This window comes from Hyphomonas polymorpha PS728 (assembly GCF_000685315.1).
Lineage (GTDB): Bacteria > Pseudomonadota > Alphaproteobacteria > Caulobacterales > Hyphomonadaceae > Hyphomonas > Hyphomonas polymorpha.
The window spans coordinates 108,917-128,499 of the sequence record NZ_ARYM01000006.1; the positions used below are offsets into that span (position 1 = coordinate 108,917).

The 19,583-nt window shown below is 63.2% G+C and carries 17 protein-coding genes; 13 read left to right on the plus strand and 4 right to left on the minus strand.

Annotated elements, in window-relative coordinates; translation table 11 throughout:
- The first annotated feature begins 176 nt into the window (after positions 1-176).
- The 5 genes from atpH to HPO_RS06755 are packed head-to-tail and all read left to right on the plus strand — an operon-like array spanning position 177 to position 5,087.
- Entirely contained in the window at positions 177-737 is a 561-nt protein-coding gene (gene atpH / locus HPO_RS06735; RefSeq protein ID WP_035596054.1) for an ATP synthase F1 subunit delta, read from the plus strand.
- 8 nt (positions 738-745) lie between these two features.
- The gene (gene atpA, locus HPO_RS06740; protein ID WP_035596056.1) at positions 746-2,281 is read left to right on the plus strand and encodes a F0F1 ATP synthase subunit alpha; all 1,536 of its coding nucleotides are present in this window, start codon (positions 746-748) and stop codon (positions 2,279-2,281) included.
- A 35-nt stretch (positions 2,282-2,316) separates the two neighbouring features.
- A complete protein-coding gene (locus tag HPO_RS06745) occupies positions 2,317-3,195 on the plus strand; it encodes a F0F1 ATP synthase subunit gamma (protein WP_035596059.1) in 879 nt (292 codons plus the stop codon).
- A 45-nt stretch (positions 3,196-3,240) separates the two neighbouring features.
- The gene (gene atpD / locus HPO_RS06750) at positions 3,241-4,668 is read left to right on the plus strand and encodes a F0F1 ATP synthase subunit beta (protein ID WP_035596062.1); all 1,428 of its coding nucleotides are present in this window, start codon (positions 3,241-3,243) and stop codon (positions 4,666-4,668) included.
- 11 nt (positions 4,669-4,679) lie between these two features.
- On the plus strand, positions 4,680-5,087 hold the full coding sequence (locus HPO_RS06755) for a F0F1 ATP synthase subunit epsilon (protein ID WP_035596065.1): 408 nt from the start codon (positions 4,680-4,682) through the stop codon (positions 5,085-5,087).
- Positions 5,088-5,157: 70 nt separating this feature from the next.
- Here HPO_RS06755 and HPO_RS06760 read toward each other — a convergent pair whose 3' ends face one another.
- The 3 genes from HPO_RS06760 to HPO_RS06770 all read right to left on the minus strand — a co-directional run bounded on the left by HPO_RS06760 (position 5,158) and on the right by HPO_RS06770 (position 7,658).
- Positions 5,158-5,943, minus strand: coding sequence for a thioesterase family protein (locus HPO_RS06760; protein ID WP_035596068.1), 786 nt, complete (start codon positions 5,941-5,943; stop codon positions 5,158-5,160).
- Between the two features lie 132 nt (positions 5,944-6,075).
- A complete protein-coding gene (locus tag HPO_RS06765; protein WP_035596070.1) occupies positions 6,076-6,396 on the minus strand; it encodes a 2Fe-2S iron-sulfur cluster-binding protein in 321 nt (106 codons plus the stop codon).
- A 17-nt stretch (positions 6,397-6,413) separates the two neighbouring features.
- Positions 6,414-7,658, minus strand: coding sequence for an NAD(P)/FAD-dependent oxidoreductase (locus tag HPO_RS06770; protein ID WP_035596072.1), 1,245 nt, complete (start codon positions 7,656-7,658; stop codon positions 6,414-6,416).
- Between the two features lie 155 nt (positions 7,659-7,813).
- Between HPO_RS06770 and tsaE the strand changes: the two genes are divergently transcribed.
- The 6 genes from tsaE to trxA all read left to right on the plus strand — a co-directional run bounded on the left by tsaE (position 7,814) and on the right by trxA (position 17,006).
- Positions 7,814-8,269 carry a tRNA (adenosine(37)-N6)-threonylcarbamoyltransferase complex ATPase subunit type 1 TsaE gene (gene tsaE, locus HPO_RS06775; RefSeq protein WP_035596074.1) on the plus strand — a complete coding sequence of 152 codons (456 nt, stop codon included), beginning with the start codon at positions 7,814-7,816 and terminating at the stop codon, positions 8,267-8,269.
- A complete protein-coding gene (locus HPO_RS06780; RefSeq protein WP_051612383.1) occupies positions 8,253-9,353 on the plus strand; it encodes an aminoglycoside phosphotransferase family protein in 1,101 nt (366 codons plus the stop codon). The genes tsaE and HPO_RS06780 overlap by 17 nt, the downstream gene beginning before the upstream one ends.
- Positions 9,350-10,075 carry a nucleotidyltransferase family protein gene (locus tag HPO_RS06785; RefSeq protein WP_035596076.1) on the plus strand — a complete coding sequence of 242 codons (726 nt, stop codon included), beginning with the start codon at positions 9,350-9,352 and terminating at the stop codon, positions 10,073-10,075. Before HPO_RS06780 ends, HPO_RS06785 begins: the two co-directional genes overlap by 4 nt.
- Positions 10,065-13,118, plus strand: coding sequence for a double-strand break repair protein AddB (gene addB, locus HPO_RS06790; RefSeq protein ID WP_035596078.1), 3,054 nt, complete (start codon positions 10,065-10,067; stop codon positions 13,116-13,118). Before HPO_RS06785 ends, addB begins: the two co-directional genes overlap by 11 nt.
- The gene (gene addA / locus HPO_RS06795; RefSeq protein ID WP_162174019.1) at positions 13,111-16,620 is read left to right on the plus strand and encodes a double-strand break repair helicase AddA; all 3,510 of its coding nucleotides are present in this window, start codon (positions 13,111-13,113) and stop codon (positions 16,618-16,620) included. Before addB ends, addA begins: the two co-directional genes overlap by 8 nt.
- A 65-nt stretch (positions 16,621-16,685) precedes the next feature.
- The gene (gene trxA, locus HPO_RS06800) at positions 16,686-17,006 is read left to right on the plus strand and encodes a thioredoxin (RefSeq protein ID WP_035596276.1); all 321 of its coding nucleotides are present in this window, start codon (positions 16,686-16,688) and stop codon (positions 17,004-17,006) included.
- A gap of 22 nt (positions 17,007-17,028) precedes the next feature.
- Here trxA and HPO_RS06805 read toward each other — a convergent pair whose 3' ends face one another.
- Positions 17,029-17,970, minus strand: coding sequence for an ABC transporter ATP-binding protein (locus tag HPO_RS06805; RefSeq protein WP_035596081.1), 942 nt, complete (start codon positions 17,968-17,970; stop codon positions 17,029-17,031).
- Between the two features lie 118 nt (positions 17,971-18,088).
- Here HPO_RS06805 and HPO_RS06810 point away from each other — a divergent pair, with 118 nt between their 5' ends.
- The gene (locus HPO_RS06810; protein WP_035596084.1) at positions 18,089-18,292 is read left to right on the plus strand and encodes a zinc-finger domain-containing protein; all 204 of its coding nucleotides are present in this window, start codon (positions 18,089-18,091) and stop codon (positions 18,290-18,292) included.
- Positions 18,293-18,325: 33 nt separating this feature from the next.
- Positions 18,326-19,531, plus strand: a complete 1,206-nt coding sequence (locus tag HPO_RS06815) for an FAD-dependent monooxygenase (protein WP_035596087.1) — start codon at positions 18,326-18,328, stop codon at positions 19,529-19,531.
- Positions 19,532-19,583 lie beyond the last annotated feature (52 nt).

Here is a 19,583-nt window from a genome sequence, read left to right on the forward strand (position 1 = left end):
GAGCTCCGGTTTGCGGCCATTTCGCCGCATGACGGGTCAGCGGCGGGGCTGTTGTCAGCGCTAATTTCTAATGATAAGCGCCGCACAACCTTGGGGGGGTGCCTGTTTCGCGAGCGCCGCCCGCCTGACTTTTATTAGGGCATTTCCGCCCCCTAACTGAGACGGATTTCAAGACCTTGCCTGCCTCAAACGTGATCCAGACAAGCGAAACGGCCCAGCGCTACGCTCGCGCGCTCTTTGACCTGGCGCAGGAGAAGGGCGACCTGGCCTCCGTCCACAAGGATTTCCGGGCTTTTGCCGCGCTCATCAAATCCTCGGATGATCTGCGCAAGCTGCTCGATTCCCCCGCTTTTGGCCGCGACGTGAAAGTGTCTGCGCTGGCAGAAATCGCCAAAAAAGCTGGCTATTCGGCTCTCTTCGGCAAGTTCCTCGGCACGATGGCCGCCAATGGCCGCGCCGGGGACATTCTGGGCGCCGAATTCGCCTTTGACCAATTCTATGCGAAACAGCGCGGCGTTCAGCGCGCGATTGTTCGCACCGCACAACAAATGACCGGCGCTGAAAAGTCCCGGATCGAATCGCTGCTTGCCAAGATGGTTGGCGGCGAAGTTGAACTCACAAGCGAAGTGGATGCTTCGCTGATTGGTGGTATCCAGCTCCGCCTGGGCTCTAAGCTCGTGGACGCCAGCGTCGCCAAGAAACTTGAACGCATGAACACCGTGATGAAGGGAGCATAAGAAGCTCGATGGACATTTCACCTGCAGAAATTTCGGGCATCCTGAAGTCTCAGATCGAGAATTTCGGCGTCGAAGCTGAAGTCTCGGACGTTGGCCAGGTGCTTTCCGTCGGTGACGGTATCGCCCGTATCTATGGTCTCGACAGCGTGCAGGCCGGCGAACTCGTCGAGTTCGATGGCGGCATCAAGGGCATGGCCCTGAACCTCGAGAAAGATAACGTCGGCGTCGTGATCTTCGGCGAAGACCGCAACATTAAAGAGGGCGACACCGTCAAGCGGACGTCCGAGATCGTGGCTGCCCCCGTTGGCAAAGGCCTCCTTGGCCGCGTCGTGAACGCGCTGGGTGAGCCGATCGACGGCAAAGGCCCCCTGAAAGACGTTGCCAGCCGCGCCCGCGTGGACGTGAAGGCGCCGGGCATCATCCCGCGTAAATCGGTTCACGAGCCGATGATGACGGGTATCAAGGCGATCGACGGCATGATCCCGGTTGGCCGTGGCCAGCGCGAGCTGATCATCGGTGACCGTCAGACCGGCAAGACCGCGATCTGCATCGACACCATCCTGAACCAGAAACCGACGAACGACGCGGCGAAATCCGACAAGGACAAGCTGTTCTGCGTCTACGTGGCTATCGGTCAGAAGCGTTCGACCGTTGCGCAGGTTGTGAAGGCGCTCGAAGAGCGCGGCGCGCTCGACTACACGATCGTTGTTTCGGCAACGGCTTCGGAAGCTGCTCCGCTTCAGTACCTCGCGCCGTTCACCGGCTGCGCCATGGGTGAGTGGTTCCGCGATAACGGCATGCACGCCCTGATCATCTATGATGACCTTTCCAAGCAGGCTGTTGCTTATCGTCAGATGTCGCTGCTGCTGCGCCGCCCGCCAGGCCGCGAAGCCTATCCGGGCGACGTGTTCTACCTCCACTCGCGCCTGCTCGAGCGCGCTGCGAAGCTGAACGACGACAATGGCAATGGCTCGCTGACGGCTCTGCCGGTCATTGAGACCCAGGCGAACGACGTGTCGGCCTACATCCCGACCAACGTGATCTCGATCACCGATGGTCAGATATTCCTCGAAACCGACCTCTTCAACTCGGGTATCCGCCCGGCCGTGAACGTCGGTCTGTCGGTGTCCCGCGTGGGTTCGGCCGCTCAGACGAAGGCGATGAAGAAAGTTGCCGGCTCGATGAAGGGTGAACTCGCCCAGTATCGCGAGATGGCTGCCTTCGCGAAGTTCGGTTCGGACCTTGATGCTGCGACCCAGCGCCTGCTGAACCGCGGTGCCCGCCTGACGGAACTCCTGAAACAGCCGCAATACTCGCCGCTGCTGATGGAAGAGCAGGTCGTCATCATCTACGCCGGTACGCGCGGCTATCTCGACAAGGTCGATCTGAAAGATGTGACCCGCTACGAGAGAGAACTGCTCGTCCACATGCGCGGCGCGAAGAAAGACCTTCTCGCCAAGCTTCGTGAGAAGAAAGAACTCACCAGCGAGATCGAAGACGAGATCAAGAAAGCGCTGGACGATTTCACTTCGAAATTCGCCTGATCTGTTGAGTGGACCAAGGACGGTAAAGGCCTGACATGCCCAGCTTGAAGGACCTTAAGAACCGGATCGGAAGCGTGAAATCCACGCAGAAGATCACGAAGGCGATGCAGCTGGTGGCTGCCGCCAAGCTGAAGCGCGCGCAGGACGCCGCGGCGGCGGCGCGGCCCTATGCTGAGCGTCTGGCCGCGGTTCTCGCAAACCTCGCCGCAACGACTGGCCAGGGTGGCCCGAAACTGCTGACCGGTAACGGAAACGACCAGACCCATCTGATCGTGGTCATGACGGCGGAACGCGGCCTCGCTGGCGGCTTCAACGCCTATGTGGCCAAGCTTGCCCGCCAGAAGATCCAGCAGCTTCAATCCGAAGGGAAGACCGTCAAGGTTCTGACCATCGGCAAGAAGGGCCGCGAAGTTCTGGCGCGTGAGTACGCTGCTCAGTTTGCCGGACACATCAGTCTCGCGGACGTGAAGAGCAACAACTTCACCGATGCGGCGCTGTCGGTCGGCCAGAGGCTCACCAAGGGCTTCGAGAATGGCGAGTTTGACGTTGCCACGTTGATCTATTCGCAGTTCAAGAACGTGCTCTCGCAGGTTCCGACGGCTCAGCAGCTGATCCCGGCAACAGCGCCTGCAGGCGCACCGGCGATCGATCTGGGCGGGGCGCAGTACATCTACGAGCCGTCCGAGGAAGCCATCCTCGAAACGCTTCTGCCGCGCTACATCAACACCCAGATCCTGTCCGCCATGCTGGAAAGCTCGGCGGGCGAGCAGGCGAGCCGCATGACCGCAATGGACAACGCGACCCGCAATGCCAAGGACCTGATCAAGGCGCTGAACCTGAAATACAACCGGGCACGCCAGGCACAGATTACCAAGGAGCTGATCGAGATCATCTCCGGGGCCGAAGCCCTCTAGACGCTAACCAGACCAGAATACTTCATCTCCCGAGGAGACGATCAGATGAGCACCCCCGCAAACGCCAAAGGCCGTGTATCCCAGGTCATCGGCGCCGTCGTTGACGTAGAATTTGATGGCGAACTGCCGTCGATCCTGAACGCACTCGAGACTGACAACAACGGCAACCGCCTGGTTCTGGAAGTTGCGCAGCACCTCGGCGAGAACACGGTTCGCACCATCGCCATGGACTCGACCGAAGGTCTCGTCCGCGGCCAGCCGGTGTCTGACACTGGCAAGTCGATCATGGTTCCGGTTGGTCCGGCCACGCTCGGCCGCATCATGAACGTTATCGGCCAGCCGATTGACGAGCGCGGCCCGGTGACCACCGATCTGCTCCGTCCGATCCACGCTCCGGCCCCGGAGTTCGTTGACCAGTCGACGGAAGCCGAAGTGCTCGTGACGGGTATCAAGGTTATCGACCTTCTCTGCCCCTACGCCAAAGGCGGCAAGATCGGCCTGTTCGGCGGCGCCGGCGTGGGCAAGACGGTTCTCATTATGGAACTCGTGAACAACATCGCCAAACTGTTCGGCGGTTACTCGGTGTTCGCGGGCGTCGGCGAGCGGACGCGTGAGGGTAACGACCTCTATCACGAGATGATCGAATCGAACGTTATCAACCTGGAAGGCGAAAGCCGGATGTCGCTGGTCTACGGCCAGATGAACGAGCCGCCGGGCGCCCGTGCCCGCGTGGCTCTGACCGGTCTGACGCAAGCCGAATATTTCCGCGATGTTGAAGGCAAGGACGTTCTGTTCTTCGTCGACAACATCTTCCGCTTCACGCAGGCCGGTTCGGAAGTGTCCGCGCTGCTCGGCCGTATTCCTTCAGCTGTGGGTTACCAGCCGACGCTGGCCACCGATATGGGCGCCCTTCAGGAGCGCATCACCTCGACCAACAAGGGATCGATCACCTCGGTTCAGGCCGTCTACGTTCCCGCGGACGACCTTACCGACCCGGCGCCGGCAACCTCGTTTGCTCACCTTGACGCAACGACGGTTCTCTCGCGCTCGATCGCTGAAAAAGGTATCTACCCGGCTGTGGACCCCCTCGACTCCACCTCGCGTATTCTCGACCCGATGGTTGTCGGTGAAGAGCACTACGAAGTCGCCCGCGGCGTTCAGCAGATCCTGCAGAAATATAAAGAGCTTCAGGACATCATCGCAATCCTCGGCATGGACGAGTTGTCGGAAGACGACAAGATCACCGTTGCCCGCGCCCGTAAAGTCGAGCGTTTCCTGTCGCAGCCGTTCGACGTTGCGCAGGTGTTCACCGGTTCGCCGGGTGTGCAGGTGAAACTCGAAGACACGATCAAGGGCTTCAAAGGCCTGATCAGCGGCGAGTTCGACCATCTGCCGGAGCCGGCTTTCTACATGGTTGGCAACATCGAGGAAGCGAAAGCCAAAGCCGCGAAGCTGATGGCGGAAGCTGCCTGAGGAATTAGTTGATGGCTGACAAGCTGCACTTCTCGCTCGTGTCGCCTGCCCGGGAGCTGTTCTCGGGCGAGGTCGATCATGTGATCGCTCCGGGCACGGAAGGCGAGTTCGGCGTGCTGGTGAACCATGCGCCGTTCATGACGACGCTCAAGAACGGCGTTGTGCGCGTTCTGGAAGGCGATGTCGTGCGATATCGCTTTTATGTGCGCGGCGGTTTTGCTGACGTGACTCCCGCCGGCCTCACGATCCTTGCTGAAGAAGCTCGCAATCTTTCCGATGCGAATGCGCAGGAAATCGATGTCGAGATCGAAGCGGCGAAGATCAAGCTGCTTGAACTGGACGCCGGTGACAGCAAGCGCGCAGTCTACGAGCATCAGATTTCGTATCTGGAAGGCCTGCGCAGCGCGCTCGCCAACTGATAGGGATACTGATCAAATAAAAAACCCCGGCTGACTGGCCGGGGTTTTTTTGTTTGCGTAGAAGGTCTGCTTATACAAACACGGCAATGGTCTGACGGCCCACCATGATAGGCTGGCGTTGCTTGTTCCAGAGCAGCATTTCCTGGCTGGAATATCCGTTGCGCGCCGTCTGGGCGACATGCCGGGCGAGGAACCAGCGATCCTGTGTCTCGATGTCCTCTGTGAGGAATTCCGCCATCCATGTCATTGAGCTGATGCGGCCCGGTTCACGGAACATTGCCATGGCGGCGGGAGGGGGCGCATCGGCCAAGGCCAGCAGAGAGGTCGCGTCCATTGGCGTGGCCGGGTCCTTGTGGCGCATCCAGATCGAAACGTCTGCCTTGTCCGCGCCGGATATAGGCGGGGTGCCTCCGGCGATCAGCATGTCGAAATTCTGGGCGAAGGCGGGCCCCTGATGGTTCCGGAAATAGGGGGGGACATCTTCCGGGGCCGGCAATTCGGGCGCAGGCAGATCAACCAGATCAATTGAGGACTGGCGGGGGGCGCCGAATGTCATGATGGCTTCGGCCAGCACGCCGTCTGCACCTGTCATCCGTACGGAAACAAAGACCGTGTTCTTTCCCTGCCGCAGCACTTCGGCCTTGCAGGTGACCTCACCATTCACAGGGCCGACAAAGGCTATCTGAGCGGCGCGGGCGGGCAGGCCGGGCGCAAGGGACCGTGCGGCCTCCAGGCAGAGTGCGGCGGTGAGCCCGCCATAGGCGGTGCGGCCCTGCATCCATGTCTCGGGAATATTGGTGCGGTGCGTGCCGTCGGCTGTTCTGGAGATCGAGGACAGCAACTCAGTGTAGTTCATCGGTCTGCTCCTGGGAGGGTGGACAGGTGACACGCCAGCATAGTTCCGAAAAAGAACCAACCCGTCACGTTGCGTCACATGAAAACGCCCCGGCTGGCGGGCCGGGGCGTGAAAGCAATTCCGGGGGCTGGCTTAGTGCTGGCTTTCCGGGGTGGAAACGCGAAGGCCGTCGAGGGAGTCGGTTACCTTGATCTGGCAGGAGAGGCGCGAGTTCGGCTTCACGTTCTCTGCAAAGTCCAGCATCGACTTTTCCATCTCTTCCTGAACCCCGGTTTTCTCCAGGAAGGCCTCGTCGACATAGACATGGCAGGTGGCGCAGGCGCAGGCCCCGCCGCAATCAGCGTCAATTCCCGGAATGGAATTTTTGATCGCCGCTTCCATTACAGATTCGCCGTTCTTCGCTTCCACCGTGCGTTCGGTGCCGTCATGCGAAATATAGGTGATCTTTGCCATGTGGGTTTCCGTCTCCTTCAGGCCGCTGCAGTTGCGGCGATGTCTTTCATCGGGATTGATGTGTCGCTGAGTATTTCAGGTGCAATCTTTGCGCCTGCCATGATGAGTTTCTTCGAGGCCAGGAATTCGGGGGCACTGTTGACCGCGTCAACGGCAATCAGCGTACCCTGACGCAGATAGAAGGCGGCAAACTTCCGGGCCTTCGGATCGCCGCGCAGGACGATGGTGTCATAATCCGTGCTGAGGCCGGCGATCTGGAGTTTGAGATCATATTGGTCCGACCAGAACCAGGGGCAGTCTTCGGCTGGTCGGGGAAGGCCAAGGATGGCGGCGGCCACCAGCTTGCCCTGTTCGATCGCGTTATGAACGCTCTCAAGGCGGCCTGTGCGGCCGTAATGCACCAGCGGGCGGCTGGCGCAGTCACCGGCCGCGAAGACGCGCGGGTCTGAGGTGCGCCCGTCCCGGTCTGTCAGGATACCGTTGGCGCAGGCGATGCCGGCGTCTTTTGCCAGTTCCTCATTGGGCAGGATGCCAATGCCGACGAGGACAATGTCCGCCGGCAGACGGGTGCCATCGGCCAGCACGGCAGCGCTGACAGCGCCATCGGCGCCATCGAGATGCGAAAGGGCCGTATTCGTCAGGATCTTCACGCCTTTGGCAGTGTGCTCATGGGCGTAGAAATCGCTCATCACCGGGCTGGTGACGCGGGCAAGCACGCGGGGCGCCATTTCCAGAACAGTCACCTCAAGGCCCATGGTGCAGGCCACAGCCGCGGCCTCCAGGCCGATATAGCCCGCGCCGATGATCACCATGCGGCGCCCGGAAACCATCTGCGGGCGGATGCGCTCGACGTCAGACAGGGTGCGCAAGTCATGGACGCCCGCGAGATCGGCGCCCTGGCAGGGCAGCTTGCGCGGGCGGGAACCGGTGGCGAGGATCAGGGCGTCATAGTCCAGCACACCGCCATGTTCGATGTGCAGCTGGCGGGCGGCGCGGTCGATCCGCGTCGCATGGGCGCCGAGAATGACCTCGATATTATTGTCCTGATACCAGGCGGCGGGTTTGAAATAGAGCCGCTCCTCATCCATCTCGCCCTTCATATAGGCCTTGGAGAGCGGCGGGCGCTGATAGGGCAGCGCGGTTTCTTCCCCGACAATCGTGAGCGCGCCCGCATAACCGCCCTGGCGCAGGGACTGCACAGCCTGCGCAGCCGCCTGTCCGGCGCCGGCAATCACAATCTTATCTGCGCCCGAAAGGTCCACGACGCCCCCTGTTTCCTATAATGACGCTAGCGTCAACTTTTGCTCGGTTGTAAGCACTTGTAACGCAGCGTGCAAGCACTGCAAGCCGGGTCACTCCGTCACACAATCTGGTTAAACCGAGGTTGCGTAGCGGCAGCGCAAGACTAAGAGAGAGCATGGCGACAACTTTCGATCTTGCGGATGAGGCGGCGACGCTGGCGCTGGGGGGGGCACTGGCCAAGATCCTGCGCGCAGGCGATTTCGTAGCCCTGCATGGCGACCTCGGCGCGGGCAAGACGACCCTGACGCGCGGGCTGATCCAGGCCCTGCTGGGGGAGGGGGAAGAGGTGCCGAGCCCTACTTACACACTGGTCCAGGTTTATGAGGGGCCAGACTTTCCGCTCTGGCATTTCGACCTCTACCGGCTGGATGATCCAGACGGGGTAGAGGAGCTGGGTTGGGATGATACGGTCGAGGGGGCGGCTCTGGTGGAATGGCCGGAGCGGGCCGGACGGCACTTGCCGAAGCAGCGTCTGGACGTGTTGCTTGAAATTCAGGGCGATCAGCGCCGGGTGAGGCTGGAACCGAGGGGCGAAGGCTGGCAGGAACGGCTGCATGGATTCAGCCTCTGACTCGCGCACGCATGAGATTGACCGGTTCCTCGCCAACGTGGGCGATGGATGGGACCGGGCAAATCGCAAATCCCTTGGCCAGGATGCTTCGACCCGCCGCTATATCCGCCTCCTCAGAGAAGATGGCGCCAGCGCCCTGCTGATGGACGCGCCGAGGGTTGAGGATGATCCCTGCCCGCCGGAGGCTGACCGGGCATTGCGCGAGAAAATGGGCTGGAACGCGATGACGCGGTTGGCGGCCTCGCGTGTCGAGGCGTTCGCGCTGATTGCCGGGCATCTGCGCAGCCTGGGGCTGGAAGCGCCGGAGGTATATGCGTTCGATCCGGCGCAAGGCTTTGCGCTGATCGAGGATTTTGGCGAGGGGCGCGAGTTTGCCCGGATGATTGAGCGGGGCGAGGCGGACGAGCAGACGCTTTACCGCGCGGCCGCAGAGACGCTGGCACTTCTCCACGCGGCGCCGGTGCCGCAGCGGCTTGAAAAGGATGGGATTGTCTGGCCGATCCTGGACTTCGACGCGGTCGCGCTGGGGGCCAATGCCGATCTTTATGCTGACTGGTTGCCGCTGGAAGCGGGCGGAACCAAGCTGACAGGCGCAGCGCGGGCGCGCTGGGAGGCCGAGCGGAACGCGCTGATCGGAAAAGCCATGTCTTTTCCGAGGGCTTTCACGCTGCGGGACTATCATGCGGAAAATCTGCTGTGGTTGGCGGGTGGCCGGGTGGGTCTTCTGGACTTTCAGGACGCGGTGCGCGGCTGGGACGCCTGGGACATGGCAATGCTGACCCAGGACGCGCGCAGAGCCGTCTCAGCGGCGGCAGCGGAAGACGCCATCCGGACATTTCTGGACAAAACCGGACAGGACCGGACGGATTTTGAGGAGCGGTTGGCCGTAATCGGCGCCCTCAATGCCTTGCGGATTGCGGGTGTCTTCTCCCGCCTGCAGCATCGGGACAAGAAGCCCCGTTATGGAGAGTTCCAGCCCCGGCAGCTTTCCATCCTCGCCCGTAATCTGGCCCACCCTTCGCTGGCAGGCATGCGGGCGTTCGTCATGGAGCAGACCCCCTTCGTATTTGAGGCCAAGGCATGAGCGTTCCGGTTCCGCATACGGCGATGGTGCTTGCCGCCGGTCTGGGCACGCGCATGCGGCCGCTGACCAATGACTGCCCCAAGCCGCTGATCCCGGTGCGCGGGCGCAAGTTGATTGACCGGGTGATCGGCCCGCTGAAGACGGCAGGCGTGAAGCGCCTGGTGGTGAATGTGCATTACCTGCCGGAGCAGATTGAGGCGTATCTGGAAACGCTGACGGATTTCGAGGTGATCGTGTCCGACGAGCGCGGCGAGGTGCTGGAGACTGGCGGGGGCCTGGCCAAGGCGCGGCCGCTGCTGGGCGAGGAGCCGGTGTTTGTGCTGAATACCGATGCCTTCTGGTTTCCCGAGACGGCTGATCCGCTGCTGGCGCTGGCGCAGGCCTTTGACCCGGCGCAGGAGGATGAGCGCCTTCTGGTGGCCGATACAGGGCGGGCGCTGGGCTTTGATGGGCCGGGCGACTTCTTCATGGACGCCGAAGGCCGCCTGACACGGCGTGGCCAAGCGGCGAGGGCGCCCTGGGCCTATGCGGGCGTGCGGATCATGAAGCCGCAGGTTTATGACGGGCAGCCGGTGGAGCGGTTTTCGGCGCTGCGCATCTGGGATGGCCTGATCCCCCAGGGGCGCTTGCGGGGCCTGGCGCTTGATTCCTTCTGGCTTCATGTGGGCGACCCGCAGGCGCTGAAAGACGCCGAGATGTGGGTGGCCTGTCATGGCGGCTGACGCGCTGTTCGGCCCGGATGCCCCGCGCATCCGGACGATTGCGTCGGGCACGGCCTTTGTGAAGGAACTTGCGCGCGCGCTGGCCTCGGAGACATCGCTGGCGACCCGGCCCGAGGCGCTGGCCGATGCCATCATCTATGTGCCCAACCGCCGGTCTGCCCGCGCATTGTCGCTGGCGCTCTATGATGCGGCGGGGGAACAGACCATTCTGCCGCCGGACATCCGGGCATTGGGTGATCTGGACAGCGGAGAGCCACCGCCGATTGCCGAACAGGCCCTTTCCGGCGCCGTGCCCCCGCTTTCGGGCGCGCGGCAACTGGGCGTTCTGGCGACGCTGGTGCGCTATTATTATCAGAGCGCCATGGGCATTGACCTGCCGCCGGCCTCTACCCTTTCGGCAGCGCGGGAGCTGGGCCGTCTGCTGGAGCAGGCAGCAATGAGCGAGGACGCCGACTGGAGCCGGCTGGAGACGCTGAGCCTGGGCGACCTTGCCGCGCATTGGTCGCGTTCGGCGGATTTCCTGAAGATCGTCACCAAGCTCTGGCCGGAATGGCTGGCGGAAAACCGGGCATCTGATCCTTACAAAGAGCGGTTACGCGCGGCGCGGGCGCTGGCTGCCCATTGGCAGAAATCGCCACCTGCCGGACCTGTGATCATTGCCGGCTCCACTGGGGCAACGCCGCCGGGACGCATCCTGATGCGGGCAGTTCTGGAATTACCCATGGGCCTGATTGTGTTGCCAGGGCTCGATACGGCGCTGAACGAGCGGCAGTGGGACGCGGTGATCAGCGCGCCGGGCCACCCGCAGAACACGCTGATACGTACCCTGAAGGCGCTGGGCAGGCTGCCGGAGAGTGTGGCGCCGTGGCCGGGGATCTCTGCCGATGCACCTGCGCGGGCGCGGGTGCGCCTGATCCATGAAGCGCTGGCGCCCGCCGAAGAGACCGCAGACTGGCGCGCGACGCTGGAAGAACTGGCCCTCGCGGGCGGGCAACCGATTGAGGAATTTGTACGCGATGGCCTGAAGGGCCTCAGCGTGGCGGAAACACCGAACGAGGCGGCGGAAGCAGAAGCCGCCGCGCTGCTGATGCGGGAGACGCTGGAGCGGCCTGGGGAGACGGCGGCGCTGGTGACGCCTGACGCAGGCCTTGCGCGGCGAGTTTCCGCGCTGCTCGGCCGGTGGGGCATACATGTGCCGCCTTCGGCGCCTGTGCCCCTGGGGCGGACGCTGGCGGGAAGCCTGATCGGGCTTTGCGCGCGCTGGGCGGCCGACCCCGGCGAACCAGCTGTCTTGGCAGCTGTGCTGAAGCATCCTTTTGTTCGTGGAAAGATGGATTCAGGAAAGCTGGACCTTTATTTCCTGAGGGGGCCGCGCCGCTGGAAAAGCCTGGATGATCTCGCCCACAGCATCGACATTCGCGACAAGCTGGAGCAGCATTCGCCTTTCCAGCGGGAAGACCAGGATGAGGCAATTCTTCTGGTGCGCCGCCTTGCCGGGATCATGGAAGAGACGGGATCGGACTTTTCCAGTCTGGAGGCAGTGACGGCGGAGGAGGCCGCAAGGCGCGTGGCCGATCTGTCCGGCGCGATCAGCCAAACGCCGATGCCCTGGGCAGGCGAGGACGGCGCAGGGGCCTCAAATCTATTGCAGCGACTGGCCGAACTCGGACCGTTCCTGGGGGAGATGAACCCGGAAGCCTTTGCCGATCTGGTGGATGCGGAATCCTCCACGCTGCCCGTGCAGACGGGTGAGCCGGAGCATCCGCGGCTCTCTATCTGGGGCCCGCTGGAGGCACGTCTTCAGTCTGCGGACAGGTTGATCCTTGCGGGCCTCAACGAAGATGTGTGGCCCGAGAAGCCGCCCGCCGATGCCTTCCTGCCGCGCCGGTTTCGCGCGCCTCTGGGGCTGAATGATCCGGAAGAGCGGATGGGCCTTTCGGCGCACGACTTTGCGCAACTGGCGGCGGCGCCGCATGTGGTAATGCTGTATGCCGCGCGGCGGGATGACAGCCCGGCGGTGGCGTCCCGCTGGGTATGGCGGTTGCGGACATTGGCGGAGGGCGCGTTCGGGGAGCGGACGGCGAAGCTGCTCAAGGGCGAAACACGCCATCTTCTGGATTGGGTGAACGCCCTTCAGACACGCGGATTAGGCAGCCTGCCGGCAGATTTCAGTGCCGAGCCAAAGCCGAAGAAGCGCGCGCCGGAGGACTGGCCCCGCCGGCTTTCTGTAACGCGGGTCGACCGGTTGCAGCGTGACCCCTATTCGATCTGGGCGGAGTCCGTTCTGGGGCTTCGCCAGGTGGATGTGCTGGGCGCGCCGCTGGCAAGCAATCTGCGCGGAACGGCAATCCATGCGGCCTTGGATGCGTTTGAGGCAGATGGCGTTGCGAAGGATGCCGAAACGCTGCTGACGCTGATCCGCGAGGAGCTTGCGCGGACCGGGGAGCCGGAATCCGCTTGGGCGGGGCGTCTGGCCATCTGGCAGGATGTGGCCGGCTGGTATCTGGACTGGCGCCGGGAGCGGGACGTTTCAGGCGGAATTCTACGCGAGGTGCGCGGGGAATATCGCAGCGATATTGCCGGGCATCCTTTCGAGCTTTCGGCGACGGCAGACCGGATCGAGCGGACGGCGACGGGCGCTCTGGTGATTGTGGACTTCAAGACGGGTCTGCCGCCTACGGACAAGGCCATTGATGCGGGTTATGATCAGCAGATGCCGTTGCAGGCGATCATTGCGGCCAAAGGCGGGTTTCAGAATGTCCGGGCTGCGCCGGTCGAAGCGCTGGAATATGTGTCTATCCGGGGGCGACCCGAGGCGCGGCGGATTGGCGAGAGCAAGAGCAGCCCGAAGTCTCTGGCAGAGCTGATCGCGGCGGCGGAGGACGGGTATGTGCGCCTGATCGCGGCGTACCGTGATCCAGCGGCAGTGTATGCGTCTGCGCCGCGGGTGCAGTTCGTGAAGTATGACTACGGATATAATCTGCTGGCGCGGCGGGCAGAATGGAACCGGGATACACCGGGCGGGGATGGCGGCGATGAGTGAACACGCCCGGCATCAGGAAGCATTTGAAGCGGCGGTGAAGGCGCAGGCCGATGCGGCAAAGCCCACCGTTTCGGCCTTTGCCACAGCGAATGCAGGCAGCGGCAAGACCAAGGTTCTGATCGACCGGGTGGCGCGCCTGCTGCTGCGGCGTGAGGATGGGCGGCCGGGGGCGGAGCCGGATTCGATCCTCTGTATCACCTACACCCGCGCGGCAGCGAACGAGATGCTGACGCGGCTTTTCCGTACGCTGGGCGATTGGGCGGTGAAGGAGGATGACAGCCTCCGAGAGACCCTCGCCAAGCTGGAGGGGCGGACGGCGGAGAGCTATTCGAGGGACGATCTGCGCGATGCGCGGCGGCTGTTTGCGCGCGCGCTGGAAACGCCGGGCGGCTTGCGGATCGAGACGATCCATGCGTTCTGCGCGCGTATCCTGCGGCGGTTTCCGCTCGAGGCGGGGGTGGTGCCAGGCTTTACGGAGATGGAAGACCGGGACGCGCGGGCGCTGTGGCAGGCGGCCAAGGAGCGCGCGATCCTTGAGGCGGCCAGCGCGGCGCCGGAGGATCTGGCGCTGATCACGCGGGAAGCCATGAATGAGGGGGCCTCAAGCGCGCTCGACGCGCTGAAAGGTTCAGGCGCGGCCGTGATGCGGTTCGCCGAGCGGCATGATTTCGTCATTGAGCACATGATGGAAGCCTTGCGGGGCGATCTGGGCGCGTCTCGCGAGACGCCGGAGGAAATCCTGGCGGCAGCGATGGGCGATGCCTTGCCGAGGGAAGTGATCCGCGAGGCGTTGCGCGCGCTGCTCTCGGGCACAACGACGGATCAGAAGCGGGCCGAAGCGCTGGAGCAGACGCTGGCGGCGGAAACGCCCGGGGCAGTTTGGGCGGCGTATGCGCCCTTTTTCCTCACGGAGAAGGGCGAGTTCCGGGCGCAGAACCCCTACACCAAGAAGACCGGCGAGCTTTGCCCGCTGCTTCAGGAATATTTTCAGGTCAAGGATGGCGAAGGCCGGGAAACGGCGCGGGTGCGGGCGCTGGTGGAGACATTGCAGCGGGCGCGGGCGTTTGCGCGCACGGCAGCATTGATCCGCATCGGCCTGCCGGCGCTGGAGGCCTACCGGGACGAGAAAGCGCGCCGCGGGGCGCTGGACTTTGACGACCTGATCCAGAAGACGCGGGAACTGCTGGAAGCCGAAGGGATGGCGAGCTGGGTGCTCTACAAGCTGGATGGCAGTATCTCGCATGTGCTGCTGGACGAGGCGCAGGATACGAGCCCCGAGCAGTGGGATTTAATCCGGGCGCTGACGAACGAATTTGGCGCTGGGGAAGGCCGTGACTATTCGCAAGACCCGCGCACAATGTTCATTGTGGGGGACGAGAAGCAGTCGATCTATTCATTCCAGGGCGCAGAGCCGGAGCGGCTGCTGAAGGAAACGCGGCGGCTGACCGAGCGGATGCCGGGCGCTACCGGCGTGGAAATGCTGATGTCATTCCGCTCAGCGCCCGAAGTGCTGACATTTGTGGATACAGTGTGGAATCGGTCGCCGCCGATTGATGTGGGGATTGGCGGTGCTCCGCCGCAGACTGCCAACGATATTCAGCATACGGCGCGGCGTTGGGATCAGCATGGCGCGGTGGAAATCTGGCCGATTGAACCGAAGGTGCCAGATGATGAAACCGATGCGTGGGAGCGTCCGGTGGACGTGGTGCGGGCGACCTCGCCCAAGGCAAAGCTGGCGGCAGGTGTAGCGCGGGCCGTGCGGCAGATGATCGATCGGGGCGAAACGATCTGGGAGGGCAAGGCCGAGCGGGCGATGCGGCCGGAAGACGTGCTGATCCTGGTGAGCAAGCGGCAAGGCGGCCTGTTTGACTCGCTGATTACAGCGCTGAAGGCAGAAGGGTTGCCAGTCGCGGGCGCTGACCGGCTGATCCTGACGGATTTCATCGGGGTGCAGGACTGTCTGAACCTGATGCGGTTTGCGACGCTGGACCTGCGCGATCTGACGTTGGCGGAAATTTTGCGGGGACCGTTCTGCGGACTGGTGGATGACGATCAATACCTGTTCCCGCTCGCCTCGCGCCGGGCGAAGGGGGAAACGCTCTGGTCCCGTGTGAAGGCGAGCGATGACCCGGATGTTCAGCGGGCGGCACGTTTTCTTCAGGGATTGTTCGACCGCGCGCACCTGCCGCCTTACGAGTTCCTGAGCCATGTGCTCGACAGGGTGGGGGAAGGCGGGCTGACAGGATGGGAACTGCTGAATGCGCGCCTCGGCACGCCGGCGCGTGATCCCATCGAGGCGCTTCTGTCTCGCGCCCTTGGCCATGACAGCACGGGGCCATCCTCGCTGCAGTCTTTCGTGGCAGCGATGGAGGCCGAGGCGGTCGAGATCAAGCGCGACCTGGCAGAAGCCGGGCGCGAAGTGCGTGTGATGACAGTGCATGGCGCCAAGGGGCTTCAGGCGCCGGTGGTGATCCTGCCGGATACGACGTCCAAGCCAAAGACGAGCGCGCCTGCCGTGCTGGCGAGTGCCAATGCGGTGGTGTGGTCTCCGCGCAAGGATACGGATGCGGAAGCGTCGAAACGAGCGCGCGCCATTGCAGAAACCAAAGCGCGGGAGGAACACCGGCGCCTGCTATATGTCGCGCTGACACGGGCGCAGGACCGGCTGATCATTGCTGGCCACTGGCAGGGGCAGGCAGGCGAAGGGAAGACCGGCTACGAAAAGGATTCCTGGTATGCCCTCTGCGACATGGCGATGGCCGCGCTGGCACCGGAAGACTTCGAGCTGGGGCTGCGCTTTGGCAAGGTTTCCGTTGCGGGCGCCGGAGGAGCGTCGGCCAACGAGACCCCTTCGGGCGGGCTGCCGGGCTGGGCGTTGACGCCGCCGCAGGCTGATCCGGTGGTGCGGAAACTGTCTGCGCCGACGAGCCTGCTCGGCCCCAAGACGCGGATTGTGGCACCGTTCGATGCGGCGCGGGAGGAGCGCCTGAAGCGCGGGCGTGCCATCCATGCCTTGCTGCAATACCTACCGGAATTGCCCGAGGAGAAACAGGAAGCGGCAGCGGATGCCTACCTTTCCCGCGATGGGGAGCTGACGGCGGCGCAGCGGGCGGAGATGAAGGCGGCGGCTCTCGGCGTGATGCGTGATCCTGCGCTTGGCGCGATCTTTCAGCCTGGTGGGCGGGCTGAGGCGGCGATTATCGGGCGGTCACCGGAGCTGCCGGAGGGCACGGTGATCAACGGCCGGGTGGACCGGCTGGTGGTGACCCCGGCGCAGGTGCTGGTGATTGACTTCAAGACCGACCAGCCCGCACCGGACAGGCCCGAAGACGTGGCCGATACCTATGTGGCGCAGATGGCGGCCTATTGGGCGGTGCTGAAGACCGCCTTTCCGGACCGGGAAGTCGTGGCCGCGCTCTGCTGGACGGATGGGCCGCGCCTGATGCGCCTGCCGGAAGCGCAGCTTTTAGCAGTTCTCACAAGTGCGCGTGGCATGGTTTGACTTGGCCCGAGAGTCCCTATGTATCACACTCAAGAATGAGAATGCCGGCAGAAGGAGCCGCAACCATGGCAGCGATCAATGTAAATGAAGACGATTTCGACGGTGTGGTCACCGGTTCGGATACGCCTGTTGTCGTCGATTTCTGGGCCGAATGGTGCGGCCCGTGCAAGCAGATGTCTCCGCACCTGGAGGCTGTCGCCGAGGAAATGACCGGCAAGGTGAAGATCGTCAAACTGAACGTGGATGACTATCCGCTGGTCGGCGCCCGTTATGGCGTGCGCGGCCTGCCGACGCTTCTGATGTTCAAGGGTGGCAAAGTGACGGCCACCCGCAATGGCGCGATGAACCGCCAGGCGCTGACCGACTGGATCAAGCAGAGCCTTTAGGGCTCTGCCGCGCCCGGCGTTTTCAGGCGTTTTCGCTCGTCAGAGAAATGAAGACGTCTTCAAGGTCGGGCGCTTCGGTCGACAGGTCGGCAATGCCGATACCGGCGTTGCGAACGCGCTCCAGCAGACGGGCAATTCCCGTTTCACTGGTCCGGAAGGTGATGGCGACCCCGCCATCATTGCGTATTTTAACGTCCAGACCTGACAGGTCGCCCGGCACGGCGCTGAGCGGCTCTTTCGGGTAGATCACCAGCGTCTTGTAGTCGAGGCGGGAGAGAAGCTGGTGGGTCGGCTCGCACGCGACAATTTCGCCGTGATTGACGATGGCGATGGTGTCGCAAAGCTCCTCGGCTTCTTCCAGATAATGGGTCGTCAGGATGATCGTCGTGCCCTTGGCGTGCAATTCGCGCACATAGTCCCAGAGCAGGCGGCGCAGTTCGACGTCAACGCCGGCGGTCGGCTCATCAAGGATGAGCACCGGAGGATTGTGGACAAGGGCTTTTGCGACCATGAGGCGGCGCTTCATGCCGCCCGACAGCTGGCGAACGTAAGCATCTTCCTTATCGGCAAGGCCCAGCGCGGTGAGGATTTCCACCGTGCGCCGTTCGGCCTTGGGCACGCCATAGAAGCCAGCCATCAGCTCCAGCATCTCGAAAGGCGTAAAGAAGGGATCGGCGACAACTTCCTGATTCACGACGCCTATGGCCGCGCGGCTCTGGCGCGGATCCTGATCGATATCGAGGCCCCAGATTCGCGCGGTGCCCGATGTTTTTTTGACCAGGCCGGCGAGAATGTTGATGAAGGTGGATTTGCCTGCGCCGTTTGGTCCGAGAAGGCCGAAGATCGACCCGGTGGGAATGGTGAGGTTGATGCCGTTTAGCGCTTGTTTTTCCGGCATTTTTCCGGACGCAGCATAGGTTTTCCGCAGGTCGCGGACCTCAATCGCGTAGGTGGGGTCAGGCATGGTAAGTATTTTCCCGTTGGCAGGGCGCCTTGCGCGGTCCATGCCCAGTCTTTAGTTAGGATGCCGCTGGCTGCGTCGCAAGCAATCGCGTCACCGCCAATTCAGGAGAACCCAAGGCATGCCCGCCAAACGCGATGTTTTTACGCCGCCAGAAATTTCCATGGTCTCGAGCCACAAGGTTTCCTGCAATGGCGGAGGCGGCGCGCTCGGCCATCCCAAGGTCTGGTATGAGATGGGCGACGACGATTTCGTCGAGTGCAAATATTGCGACCGCCGTTTCGTGCTGATCGGCGGCAAGCAAGATCCCAACCGCGCGCGCTAGGGAGGCGGCCCCACCAGGACCGGCGGCAAGTCCATGCAGATCCTGATTGCAGGTGGCGGTATCGGCGGGCTGACAGCGGCGCTGGCTTTCCTGAAAGCAGGGCATTCGGTGACGGTGCTGGAAAAGGCGCCGGAGATTGCCGAAGTGGGCGCCGGCCTGCAGATCAGCCCGAATGGCATGAAGGTGCTTGATGCGCTGGGCGCGTCGGCGCGTGTGTCTCGGGATGCATTTCGTCCGCGTGCGCAGGAACTTCGTCTGGGGCGCAGTGGCGCGCGGATATTCAGTGTGCCGCTTCGCGAGGCGTCGCAGGCGCGGTGGCGGGGAGAGTATCTGCATATCCACCGGGCAGATCTGGTTGAGGCGCTGAAGGCATGTGTGACGGATCGCGCCCCGGACGCTGTGCGCCTTGGCGCGACGGTGACAGGGTATGAGAATACTGGAACCGGCATTGTTGCGCTGCTCAGCACGGGCGAGCGCGTGGCCGGAGACCTTCTGGTGGGGGCGGACGGCATTCATTCGTCGGTGCGCGCGCAGATGCTGGGCCCAGACAAGCCGCGCTTTACCGGCAATGTCGCCTGGCGGGCTGTGGTGCCTGTATCAAAGCTGGGCGATTATCCGCCTCCGGAGACGGCGTGTGTGTGGGCCGGAAAACGGCGCCATGCGGTAACCTATCGCCTGCGGCGGGGCAGCCTCGCGAATTTTGTTGGCGTAGTCGAATGTGCTGAGTTAGGGGACGAGTCCTGGACTTCAGTAGGCGCGCGGGAGCAGGCACTGAAGGACTTCAAGGGCTGGAACCCGGTGATCCAGCGGATCATTGACGAGGCACCGCTGCTCTTGCGCTGGTCGCTCTATGATCGCCCCGAGATGCCGAAATGGCAGGACGGCCGGGCCGTGCTGCTGGGGGATGCCTGTCATCCCATGCTCCCCTTCATGGCGCAGGGCGCGGTGATGGCGATTGAGGACGCCTATGTGCTGGCCAAGGAAGTCGGCCGCGCGCTGGCGAAGGGCGAAGGGGCAGACGTCGAGGCTGGGCTCAAGGCATATGAAGCAATCCGCAAGCCACGGGCAACGCGCGTGCAGAATGTGGCACGGGAGAACGCGGCGCTGTTCCACCGGTCCAATCCACTCTACCAGCTTGGGACCTATGGGCCGATGTGGGTGGCGGGAAAGTATCTGCCGTCTGTCGTGCATGGCCGGCACGACTGGCTTTATGGGCATGATGTAACCGGGCCCGGCTGAGCCGGGGTTGCGGCCAGCGGCCAATTCGGCCACCAATCAGGAAAACTTACGC